8 protein-coding genes are annotated in these 11,554 nt (G+C 75.9%); 1 reads left to right on the top strand and 7 read right to left on the bottom strand.

The genetic code is table 11. The annotated features are described in order from the left end of the window. Positions 1 to 238: 238 nt before the first annotated feature. From RNC47_RS15075 to RNC47_RS15055, 5 genes are all read right to left on the bottom strand, one after another. Positions 239 to 1,216, bottom strand: a complete 978-nt coding sequence (locus RNC47_RS15075; protein WP_311599083.1) for a ribose-phosphate diphosphokinase — start codon at positions 1,214 to 1,216, stop codon at positions 239 to 241. A 69-nt stretch (positions 1,217 to 1,285) separates the two neighbouring features. After that, positions 1,286 to 2,755, bottom strand: coding sequence for a bifunctional UDP-N-acetylglucosamine diphosphorylase/glucosamine-1-phosphate N-acetyltransferase GlmU (glmU, locus tag RNC47_RS15070; protein WP_311599082.1), 1,470 nt, complete (start codon positions 2,753 to 2,755; stop codon positions 1,286 to 1,288). 166 nt (positions 2,756 to 2,921) lie between these two features. Beyond that, on the bottom strand, positions 2,922 to 3,875 hold the full coding sequence (locus RNC47_RS15065) for a coiled-coil domain-containing protein (protein ID WP_311599081.1): 954 nt from the start codon (positions 3,873 to 3,875) through the stop codon (positions 2,922 to 2,924). Positions 3,876 to 4,011: 136 nt separating this feature from the next. Further along, positions 4,012 to 6,675, bottom strand: coding sequence for an SUKH-4 family immunity protein (locus tag RNC47_RS15060; protein WP_311599080.1), 2,664 nt, complete (start codon positions 6,673 to 6,675; stop codon positions 4,012 to 4,014). Between the two features lie 5 nt (positions 6,676 to 6,680). Then, positions 6,681 to 7,655: an SMI1/KNR4 family protein gene (locus RNC47_RS15055; RefSeq protein ID WP_311599079.1), complete on the bottom strand. Its 975-nt coding sequence runs from the start codon at positions 7,653 to 7,655 to the stop codon at positions 6,681 to 6,683. Positions 7,656 to 7,736: 81 nt separating this feature from the next. Between RNC47_RS15055 and RNC47_RS15050 the strand changes: the two genes are divergently transcribed. After that, complete coding sequence (locus tag RNC47_RS15050) at positions 7,737 to 8,708, top strand: SUKH-3 domain-containing protein (protein WP_311599078.1); 972 nt, start codon at positions 7,737 to 7,739, stop codon at positions 8,706 to 8,708. A 927-nt stretch (positions 8,709 to 9,635) separates the two neighbouring features. On the opposite strand, the gene RNC47_RS15045 is transcribed toward RNC47_RS15050, so the two are convergent. Both RNC47_RS15045 and RNC47_RS15040 read right to left on the bottom strand, forming a co-directional pair. After that, positions 9,636 to 10,625 (bottom strand): nucleoside triphosphate pyrophosphohydrolase, encoded by a 990-nt coding sequence (locus RNC47_RS15045; RefSeq protein ID WP_311599077.1) that lies wholly within the window; start codon positions 10,623 to 10,625, stop codon positions 9,636 to 9,638. A gap of 31 nt (positions 10,626 to 10,656) precedes the next feature. Then, positions 10,657 to 11,325 carry a SurA N-terminal domain-containing protein gene (locus tag RNC47_RS15040; protein ID WP_311599076.1) on the bottom strand — a complete coding sequence of 223 codons (669 nt, stop codon included), beginning with the start codon at positions 11,323 to 11,325 and terminating at the stop codon, positions 10,657 to 10,659. Between the last annotated feature and the right edge of the window lie 229 nt (positions 11,326 to 11,554).

The raw sequence follows: 11,554 nt of genomic DNA, 5'->3' as shown, positions 1-11,554 counted from the left end.
GGTGGGGGGAACCCCCCGGCGTGCAAGCCGCCACCGGCCGGGGCGCCGGCCGTTCACCGGCGGAGCGCCCCGGCGTCCCGGCGCGCAGCGCCGGGCAGGCACGGCGGCGCAGCCGCCCGCAGCGCAGGCGGGCGCCGGCGGCGCAGCCGTCGCTCACCCCGCGCGGAGCGCCCGCGCGCCGGCGCCCCCGCGCGCAGCGACAACGCGCGGGGGGTGGTCAGAGGCCGGCCGCCCAGGCCTACGCGTTGCCTTCGAACAGGCTCGTCACCGAGCCGTCCTCGAAGACCTCCCGGACGGCCCGGGCGATCGTCGGTGCCATCGAGAGGACCGTGATCTTGTCGAGCGCGACCTCCGTCGGCGTCGGCAGGGAGTTGGTGAAGATGAACTCGCTCACCCGCGAGTTCTTCAGCCGGTCCGCCGCCGGGCCCGAGAGGACGCCGTGCGTGGCCGCCACGATCACGTCCCGCGCGCCGTTGGCGAACAGCGCGTCGGCCGCCGCGCAGATCGTGCCGCCGGTGTCGATCATGTCGTCGACCAGGACGCACACCCGGCCGTCCACGTCACCCACGACCTCGTGGACCGTGACCTGGTTGGCCACGTTCGGGTCGCGCCGCTTGTGGACGATGGCCAGCGGCGCTGCGAGGCGGTCGGCCCAGCGGTCGGCGACCCGGACCCGGCCCGCGTCCGGGGAGACGACCGTGAGCTGCTCGCGGTCGGTCCGGGTGGCGATGTAGTCCGAGAGCACCGGCAGCGCGAAGAGGTGGTCGACCGGGCCGTCGAAGTAGCCCTGCACCTGGTCGGCGTGCAGGTCCATGGTGATGATCCGGTCCGCGCCCGCGGTGCTCAGCAGGTCCGCCATGAGACGCGCCGAAATCGGCTCCCGACCCCGGTGCTTCTTGTCCTGCCGCGCATAGCCGTAGAACGGAATGATCACCGAGATGCTGCGGGCCGAGGCCCGCTTCAGCGCGTCGATCATGATCAGCTGTTCCATGATCCACGTATTGATCGGCGCCGTGTGACTCTGCATCAGAAAACAGTCGGCGCCCCGCACCGATTCCTCAAAGCGAACGTAGATCTCGCCATTCGCGAAGTCCCGGGCCGTCGTGGGAACAATCCCCACGCCCAATTCCTCGGCCACCTCCTTGGCCAGCTCGGGGTGGGCGCGGCCGGAGAAGAGCATCAGTTTCTTCTCGCCGGTGGTCTTGAACCCGGTCACAGTACGTCTCCTTGGTAGCCGCGTGGGCGGTCGTTCACCCACCTGAGTGGGTACCCACTACGGTACCGGTCAGCCTTCCCGCGGCTTCCGCTCCGTCGCAGCTAGGGCGGCGTCGGCGGCCTGGGCCGCCGGGGACGCGGGTCGCTTGCGGGCCACCCACCCCTCGACATTGCGCTGTTGGCCCCGGGCTACCGCGAGTGATCCCGGCGGAACGTCCCGGGTGATCACGGAACCGGCCGCCGTGTAAGAGCCGTCGCCGATTGTGACGGGCGCCACGAACATATTGTCCGCGCCGGTGCGGCAGTAGGAGCCGACCGAGGAGTGGTGCTTCTCCTCACCGTCGTAGTTCACGAACACGGTGGCCGCCCCGATGTTCGTGTGGTCACCGATCGTGGCGTCGCCGACATAGGAGAGATGCGGAACCTTGGTGCCCTCGCCGATTGTCGAGTTCTTCATCTCGACAAAGGTGCCGGCCTTGGCCTTCTGGCCGAGCACCGTGCCGGGACGCAGATAGGCGTAAGGGCCGACGAGCGCGCCGGTGCCGACGTGGGCGCCCTCCGCGACTGTCTCCCGGACGACGGCGCCCTCACCGACCACGGTGTCCCTGAGCCGGCAGCCGGGGCCGACCTCGGCGCCGGCCGCCAGGTGCGTGGCGCCGAGCAGCTGCGTGTTCGGTTGGACCACCGCGTCCGGCTCGTAGGTGACGGCCACGTCCAGCCAGGTGGTGGCCGGGTCGACGACCGTCACGCCGGCCAGCATGGCCCGCTCCAGCAGCCGGTCGTTGAGCAGCCGGCGGGCGGCGGCCAGCTGCACCCGGTCGTTGATGCCGACCAGCTCCCGGTGGTCGGCGGCCCGCGCCGCGCCGACCCGGTGGCCGGCGTCGCGCAGGATGGTCAGCACGTCGGGCAGGTACTCCTCGCCCTGGCTGTTGTCGGCCCGCACCCGGCCGAGCGCCTCGGCGAGCAGCCGGCCGTCGAAGGCCAGCACCCCGGAGTTGATCTCGTTGATCGCCAGCTGCTCAGGCGTGGCGTCCCGGTGCTCGACGATGGCCGTCACCGCGCCGTCCGCGCCGCGCACCACCCGGCCGTAGCCGGTGGCGTCCGGCACCTCGGCCGTGAGGACCGTCACCGCGTTGCCCTCGGCGGCGTGCGTGTCGGCCAGCGCGCGCAGCGTCCCGGCGGTCTGGAGGGGGATGTCGCCGCAGGTCACCAGGACCGTGCCGGCCGCCTCCACGCCGTCGGCCGCCAGCGCCTCGATGGCGGTGCGCACCGCGTGCGCGGTGCCGCGCCGCTCGTGCTGCACGGCGGTGCGGGCGGCAGGGTCGGCCTCGGCGAGGTGCGCGGTGACGGCCTCGCGGCCGTGGCCGACGACCACGACGAGCTCGCGCGGGTCGAGCTCGCGGCAGGCGGCCACCACGTGGCCGACCAGGGGCCGGCCGCAGATCTCGTGCAGCACCTTGGGCGTGGCTGACTTCATGCGGGTCCCCTCACCCGCGGCGAGAACGATGATGGCGGCCGGGCGGATGGCGCTGGAGCTCACGGGATCGCGTCCTTCGGTCCTGGGGTGCGGTCTCTCCCGGGGGCTCTCGCCGCCCGCGATGGCGTGCCGGGGGAGAGCCGGGGGATCCTCGCAGGATACCGGGCACGCTCCGGCCGGGATCTGTGCCGATCCGGTCCGCGTCCGGTCCGCGTCCGGTCGTTCCTGGTCAGGCCCGCTCGGTGGCGCCGCCGCCCCGGGCGTCACGCTCGTCCGGCTGCTCCCCGTGGTACTCCTCGTCCTCGGGGGGTGGGGCCGGCCGTCGCGGTCGGCGCCCGGTGAGCGCGGCCAGCGTCTCGCGGATGTGGTCCAGGTGCGCCCGCACCTGCTCCGACCGCTCGTCGAGCTCCTCGATGATGAGGTCGCTCTCCCGCTCCACCCGCTCCCTGGCCCGCCGCGCCTCGGCGAGCAGCTCGGCCCGCCGGCTGTCCGCGGCCCGCTCGGTGGCCCGCGCCTCGGCCTCCGCGTCCGCCAGGTTCCGCCTGGCGTCGGCCAGCAGCGCCTCGCTCCGCTCCGTCAGCGCCCGCACCCGGGCGTCCACGGCCGCCTGGCGCTTCGTCAACTCCTGCTCCAGGGCGCGGGCCTCCCTGGTCTGCCGCACCCGCTGCTCGGCCACGAGGGCCCGGCACTGCCTGGTCACCTCGGCCAACGCCGCCGACGCCTCGTCGCGCAGCGTCATCGCGTGCTGTCGGGCCTCCGCCATCAGCCGGGTGGCGTGCGCGGAGGCCCGGGATATGACGCCGTCGGCCGCCGCGTCCGACTCGGCGCGCCGCCGGCTGGCGTCCGCCTGCGCGGCGGCCAGCAGCTCACGGGCGGCGGCGTCGGCCGCGTCGACCAGCTCCTGGGCCTGGGCCTCCGTGGACTCCCGCAGCTCGACCGCCTCGGCCTGCACCTCGGCGAGCAGCGCCATGGCGCGTCGGCCGAGCCCCTCGTACGAGGTGGGCGGCAACGCCGCGACGGACGCGGTGAGTCTGGCCGCCTCCCTGGTCAACTCCTCGACACGAACGCTGAGCTCGGCGAGCTGCTGCCACGCCTGGTCGCGTTCGCGACCCAACCTGGCCAGCACCTGGTCGACCTGCGCGGGGTGGTACCCGCGACCGCGAGCCTTCGGGAAGCCGGTCATGCGTAAATGCTCCCACCCCCGGGACGAAGTGCCGCTTCGATTGGCTCATTTCGCACGAGAGCGCCCGCCGGTCCGGCGGGCGACACCCTCGTCGACGAGGCTGCGCCGGCGCGCAATGTACACGCCGGCAGGGGCCTTACAACAATCCGTCCCACATCTGCTCGAGCAGCACGGACCACCAGTTCTCCGGGTCCAGCACCGCCTGCGGGTCGAGCGACGCCAACTCCGCCTGGAAATCGGTCGTCCAGCGGCCGGCCTGCTCCGGGTCGAGCCCGTAGCGCAGCCGCCACATCCGGCCCAACAGCGCCATGCAGCGGGCGAACTGAGGCAGCGACGTGTTCACGAACCGCACCGGCGACGGCTGCCCGTCCGGGCTGCCCTCCAACGGCACCGCCACCACGTGCGCCGTGCCGTACTGCACGCACAGCTGCTGCCCGAAGTCGCTGCCGAGCACCAGGTAGGAACCGGCGTCCATCGCCGGCCGCACCCCGCGCTCGGCGGCCAGCTCGGCCAGCGTCGGGATCGGCCGCCCCGGCTGGGCCTGCGCCCAGAAGATGGGCCTGATCTCGACGGGCAGACCCGACCAGACCAGCGACTGGGTCACGATCTCGGGCACGCCCTGCCGGGACACCAGCTGCGGCTGGTAACGGAACACGCCCTGCGGCCCGTACGCCTGCGTCAGCTCCTGCCCGATCACGTCGAGCCCGACGGCCGGCGCCGGCTGCTGCTGCGGCAACGCCGCCCGCACCGGCTGCGAGCGGGGCGGGCCGTCCGCGAACTGCTGCAACTCGTCCTGGTGCTCCACCAGATGCCGCACGCCCGCCTGCCGGGACGCGAAGTCCCGGCCGTAGGCGGCGGTGTGCGTGATCCGCACCTGCGGCCAGGTCTCGCGGATCATCCGGGCGCAGTAGCCGCCGGGCAGCTCGCACGACTGCAACTCGGTGTGCAGCTCGATCACCTGCTGCGGGGGCACGCCCATGGCGTGCAGCTCGTGCAGGATCTGCCACTCCGGGTGCGGCATGCCGGGCGCGGAACGGCGGATCAGCTGCTGCTCCGAGCCGTCGGCGGCGCGGTAGCGCAGCACGGCCATGTAGCCGGAGCCGACGGTCGGCTGCCCGGCCGGCGGGGGCGGGTAGCCGTAGCCGGCGGGCCGGCCGGCACCGCTGACCGGCGGCGGGGGAGGGGGCGGTGGGCTCGGCGGTCCGGCGGCCCCACCCTTGGGGGCCGGCGGCGGAGGCGGCGGGGGCACGGGCCCCGGCGCGCCGCCCGACTTGTTCACGGTCCGGCGCAGCGAGTCGATCATCTCGGGCGAGACGGCCTGCGTCGGCACGTAGTTGACGCCCCCGCCGGCGCCGGCGGCCGGCGCCGGGCGCGGTCCCGGCGCGGCGGGCGGCGGCGGACCGGGCGGCGGCGCGCCGCCGGGCCGGGCGGCCTTCGCCGTGTCCGCCGAGGACACGTCCCCCCGGCCGGAATCCGGCGCCGGGGACGGGGCGGGGGCTCGCGCCGGAGCGGGAGCCTGCTGGATGGCGGTGGGCGGCAGCGCGCTGCCCCTCGGCAGGATCGCCGTCCTGGCCTCGGACGCCGGCCCCGAACTCTCCCCGGCCTCGGCCACCAGGGGCGGCGCGAACACCGTGGCGGGGGGCGCCACGGAGACGTCCTCCTCCTCGGCGATGCTCGACGTGTCGGTGCCGTCCCACAGGGACGGCCGGCTCCCCGAGGTGTCCACGTCCGACCACGCCGGCGGCGGCCCGACCGGGGCGGGGGCCTGGCCGGCCCGGCCTTCACCGCTCATGGGGGGAGGCGGCATCGCGGCATCGGCCTGCCCCGCGCCGGCGACCGGCGGCACGCCCATGGGCGGCGGCGGCGCGACCGGGGCGGCGGGCGGGAAGTCCGCGTCGGGCGTGGAGGCGGCCCCGACGACGGCCGGCGGCGCGCCGAAGGGCGGCGGTGGACCGACCGGCGGCGGCCCGGACGCGGCCCGCCCGGCGTCGGCCGGCGGTGGCCCGGCTGGGGTGGCCGGCGGGAAGTCCGCATCGGGAGCGGCCTCGCCGACGGCTGGCGGCGCGTCGAAGGGCGTCGGGCCGGCCTGGCGGCCGGTGCCCGCCGGAGTCGCGTCGAAGGGCGGCGGCCCGAGCGGGGGGAGGTCTGCCGCGTCCGCGGCCGAGGCCGGCTCGGCGCCCGCCGCGGCGTCGCCCCACGCGGCGCCCGCAGCCACCGCACCCACCGGCGGCGCGCCGGCCGGGGCCGGCTCCGCCGGCTCCGGTTCCGGCTCGGCCTGGTGGCCGGCGCCAGCCGGGAACGGTTCCGGCTCGGCCTGGCGGCCGGCGCCAGCCGGGGCCGGCTGACCCGGCGGAGCCCACGGGCGGCCCGCCGGCGGCGGGGTCGGCGCGGCCGGCACGGCAGAGCCGCCACCCGCACCGCCACCGCCACCGCCGCCGTCCGCCTGGGCCATCGCGTCCTGGAGCCACTGCGGCGGCGTCAGCAGGAAGGACGTCGCGTGCAGATCCACCCGCTCCGGCTCCGCGGCCGCCGGCTCCTGGTCGTCCGCCGCCGCGCCGTACTCCTCCTCGTACCGCCGGATCACCTCGCTCACCGGCAGCGCCGGCCACAGCGTCGTGTCCCCGCTGTCCCGCGCTATCACCAGCCGGCCGCCGCCGAGGCTGTTCCCGTTCGCGTCCTCCGCCCAGGCCACGAAGCCCAGGTCGAACTCCCGCACCCGCACCTCGCGGCGCGGCTCACCGCCGGGACCGCCGTTCACCCAACGGTCGGCCCGCTCCTGCGCCTGCGCGAACGTCACCATCAGGCTCACTCCTCCACCGGAACGGCACGCGCGAATCCGCCGTCCACCATCAGCTTCGCCACGGTCTCCAGCTCCGGCGGATCGCCGGCGAGCCGCAGCAGGAAGTCGTCGAAGTCCGCCCCACACGGCAGCAGCAGCTCGGTGACCCGCTGCGCGATGCCCATGCCGTCACGGTCCCGCACGTCGTCGTAGGGGCAGAGCCAGACGGACCCCAGGTCCTCGCCGCGCACCTTCACCGCGATGATCCCGCCGTGCACGAAGGCCACGCCCAGGTAGTCCTTGGTGAGGTGGTCCCGCAGGCACTTGTTGATGTAGACCACGTCGTTGACCGCGGCCTCCTCGCGCAGCGTGAAGAACGGCTGGTCGATCAGCAGCCCCAGCTCCGCGTCGAGCGCCACGCCCATCGGCGCGCAGCCGCCGGCCGCCTTCAGGAAGGACCGGTACGCCTCCGGCAGCCGGTAGCCGAGCCGCTCCTCGGCGGCCCGCACCCGGTCCTCGGGGACGGCCACCGAGTGCGGCACCTGGAAGTGCGTGGGCCGGGTCTCGGCCAGCGGGCGGGTGCCGCGCTTGCTCTGGTCGACGACGGTGGTCGCGAGACCGCCGTGGTGCCGCAGCAGGGCCTTCACCTCGACCGGCACGAGTTCGAGGCGCCGGGAGTGCGCGACGTGGTGCCAGGTCCAGCCGTGCGGGGTCGCCACCGGCGGCAGGTCGGCCCACAGCTCGTGACCGGCGGCGTGCAGCGCCGCGTTGGCGGACACGTAGTCGGTGAGGCGCAGTTCGTCGACGCCGAAGCCGTCGGGCGGCTCGGCGATCTCCGCCGCGGCTCTCGCGTACGGGGAGAAGTCGGGGTAACCCTGTGCGTCCACCCGTATCCCCTGCGGGAATCGGGCCGCCCGCACCGGGTCGGGAAACTGCACCACCTGTCCGGCATACGCCCGGTTCGGTGGGGTGGCCTGCTGCCCGAGCCGCCCAGTCATCATGGCGTAACGTCCCCTGCCGCATTCATCACGCTGTACGCGCACAGCCTATGGGGTCGCGTCGACGGTGGCACGATCGTGCTCGTGATAGTGGAATCTCATGCCCCGGCGCCGGGTGAGCCCGGCCGACACCGGCGCGACGCGGCACCGCCGCCGCCCGCGCTGCTGCACCGCCGCGACGGCATCCTGCCCACCACCGCCGCCGCCCTGTCGCTGCCGGAGACCGGCGCGTTGACCGGCACCGCGACGCGCGCCGCCGAGGCGCCGGAGCTGCACCCGGTCGTCGAGGAGATCTACGCGGGGCTCGGCACGGGCCAGCGCGAACGCCACCTGGGGCGCTGCCCCGAGGCGGCGCTGCTCTCCCGCCACCTCCACCAGATCGGCGCCACCGACCTCGCCGAGGCGAGGGAGGCGCTGCGGGACGCGGGCATCACCACCCGCCACATCCGCGAGGACGGCGACCCGGAGCACGGCAGCTACGCACCGCACTGCCGATCCTGCGCGGTGCTGATCGCGCGGCTCGGGGTGCGCAGCTTCAGCGCGGCGCCGCTCGTCGACGACGCGCCGGCGGCCGGCGCGCCGTGGGGGGTGGGCAACGCGGAGGAGGCGCTGATGGCGGCGGGTTGGCAGCCGGGCCGGCTGCACGCGGCGCAGGCCGAACGCTGGGCGGACGCGCTCAGCGCGCACCGCTCCCCGCACGGGCACCCGCACCACCTCTTCCCGGCCGCGTTCGAGGCCTGGGCCGAACTCGGCGCGGTGACGCTGCGGCCGATCGGCCCCGGCGTGGAACTGGCCGCCTGCCAGGTGGTGATCGACCCGCTCCTCGGCCGGCACTGGGCCCGCACCCTCGGCGAACTCGGCCGGGCCCTGGGCACCGAACTGTGCCCCCTGGGCGCGGAGGGCGGCGGCACGGCACTCCTCGCGGTCGACCGCGAGGGACGGCTCTACTGCGTCGATCACACGGGCGACTGGTACCTGGGCCACGACGTCCTCACCGGCCTCAACACGCTCCTCGCTGGCGCTCGGCCACACCGCCTCACCGCCCCGGACGCCTAACGCGCGGCGCTGGCCGCGCGGGCTTGTGCCGCCGGCCCGGCGCTGCGCGCCGAAGCCGCATTGCGCGCTTCGCGCGGTGGGAAGCCGTCGTGGTGTGGGTTCCGCCCAGCGGCGGTCGCCGCCGGCCCGGCCGGCGGTGCCGGACCGCGCTACGCGCGGGCGACCCTGTGGCCGGGCGGTTTGCTCCGGCGGGCCGGCGCTTCGCCGGTGGGCCGCGCTTCGCGCGGTGGGAAGGCGCCGCAGCGGCCGTCGCTCCGCGCCGGGACGCACGCGAGCGGCCCGGCCGGACGGCTTGCTCCGGGCGGCCCGGAAAACCACGCGGCTCCGCCGGTAGGCCGCGCTTTGCGCGGTGGGAAGGCGCCGTGGCGGTGCAGCGGCCGTCGCTCCGCGCCGCGACCCGGCCGGCGATGAGACCACGGCCTCTGCCGGCTGAGCCGCGTCAGCGGCCGGCGCCCGCCCTCACCGCCTCACCGCGTAGCGCGCGGCGCTGCCCGCGCGGGCTTGTGCCGCCGGCCCGGCCGGCGGTGCCGGACCGCGCTACGCGCGGGCGGCCCTGTGGCCGGGCGGTTTGCTCCGGAGGTCCGGGGAGCGCCCCGGCTTCGCCGGTGGGCCGCGCTTTGCGCGGTGGGAAGCCGTGGCGTTGGCTCCGCGTAGCGGCTGGCGCTCCGCGCCGAAGCCCGGCCGGCGGCCCGCCGCTGTTCCGGCAGCCACCGGCCTGGCCGGCGATGAGGCCACGGCTTCGCCGGCTGAGCCGCGTCAGCGGGGCGTTCGGCGCCGGAGGGCCGCAGCCGCGCAGCGGCGGGCTCCGCGTCAGCGGCCGGCGTCCGCCCTCAGCGCCTCGTCGTACCGGACGCGTAGCGCGCGACGCGCCACCCTGCGGGCGGCCCGGCGCGGCGCGCGCCGCGCGCGGCGCGCCGGCAGGCCGGGTCAGCGTTCGCCGCGCTCGGCGGCTCGCAGGGTGTCGCGGTAGGTGCGGGCGGCCGTGCGGAGGGCCGTTTCGGGGTCGGTGCCGGCCGCTTCCGCTTCGGCGGCGAGCGCGAGCAGGCGGTAGCCGTAGTCGTCGGCGCCGGTGCCCGCCGGTTCCGGCGGGGCCGGCAGGCCGGCGCGGCGGGCCCGCGCCGCGAGTTTGGCGGCCAGCGCGAGGCCCGGCTGGGAGAGCGGCACGCCGTCCGTGACCGAGTCGCGCCGCTTCTCGGCGGCCTTCGCGGCGAACCACAGCGCCTTGACGTCCTCGGCCGTCTCGGCGCGCGCGTCGCCGAAGACGTGCGGGTGGCGGCGGACCAGCTTGGCCACGATGCCGGCCGCCACGTCGTCGATGTCGAACGGCCGCTCGGGGTCCTCCGCGGCGATCCGCGCGTGGAAGACCACCTGGAGGAGCACGTCGCCCAACTCCTCGCGGATCTCGGCGACATCGCCCGCCTCGATGGCCTCGACCAGCTCGTAGACCTCCTCGATGCCGTACCTGGCGATCTCGGCGCTGGTCTGCGTCGACGCCCACGGGCACTCGGCGCGGATGCGGTCCATCACCTGGACCAGGTCGAGCAGCCGCGCGCCCGGCAGGTCGTAGGAGCCGGGCAGCAGTTCCAGGGACGGCAGGGCGGTGGCCCGGCCGGAGCCGGCCAGGGCCGCCAGTTCCTCGGTGAGCCGCGGCTCGCCCTCGGCGGAGGCGAGCACCACCACGGTACGGTCGCCGGCGCAGGCCGCCACGAGGTCGGCGGCGCTCGGGTCCCGCGTCTCGACCGGGACGCCGGCGTCCTTGACGTAGGGGAGCTGCGGGTGCCCGGCGTCGCGGCACAGGACCAGGTCGGCGTCGCGCAGCTCCTGCCACGCCGGCCAGGAGAGCAGGCCGGGGGCCACCCGGTGGGTGGTGGTCAACAGCACGATGCGGCCCGGGCCGCGCAGGTCGTCGGTCGTCACGCCGTCGAGCGTAACGGCCGCCGCCCGCCGGCTACGCGGGGTCGACGACGGGCAGCTCGGCCTGCTCGCCGGCCCGCAGCCACGGCTCGTCCGCCGCGACCAGCATGACCTGACGCGCGTCCCACTCGCCGTACCGCGGGTTGACGTCCACGCCGACCCGCTCCGCGGTGCGGGTCAGTTCGTCGATCAGCAGCTGCTGGCCGTTGGGGTCCATGTCGGCGCCGATCCGCTGGGCGAGGCCCTGGAACAGCAACTGGCTGCGGATCGTCTCGTCGATCTGCTCGTCGCCGGCCAGCGGGACGCCGCCCTGCGGCATCAGCGCGGCCTGCCGCAGCTGCTCCTCGCCGCCGAGGTTGGCGACGACGTTGGCCCGCTCCTCCTGCACGTCGCGGCGGGTGACCTCGACGCCCGCGTCGGCGGCGGCCTGCTCCAGGAGCTGCATGTAGACGAGGGAGTTGACCGTCTGCTGGGTCAACGCGGCGGTGGTGGCGATCAGCTCGTCGGCGTTGGGCTGGTCGCGCTGCGCGTCGCGCACGGCGTCGACCCGCGCCTGGACGGTGGCCAGCGAGATGCTCTGGTCGCCGACGACGGCCGCGTCGCCCGGGTGGGCGTCGGTGGAGCAGCCGGTCAGCAGCGGGGTGGCGGCGAGCAGCGCGACGGCGGCGGATACGGACAGCGCGGACGTACGGCGACGCTTCACTTGAGCACTCCCGTGTGCTGATGATCCGGTCGGTCGAGGGTGGCCGCTCGATCTTATGCAGAGCAAGCGGCGAACACTAGGTCATCGTCACCCCCACCCGCCCCGGCCGGGGGGCCCGACTTGACCTTTCCCCTACGGGAGGCACCACCCTTCCTCGGGTCTCCCTCGGGTCTCCCCTAGGGGACGCCGCGACTTTCTCCGACCCCGGGGTCGTCCTCAGGGGCGACGC

The organism is Streptomyces millisiae (assembly GCF_031845425.1).
Lineage (GTDB): Bacteria > Actinomycetota > Actinomycetes > Streptomycetales > Streptomycetaceae > Streptomyces > Streptomyces millisiae.
This window is presented reverse-complemented; position numbering and strand designations above follow the sequence as displayed.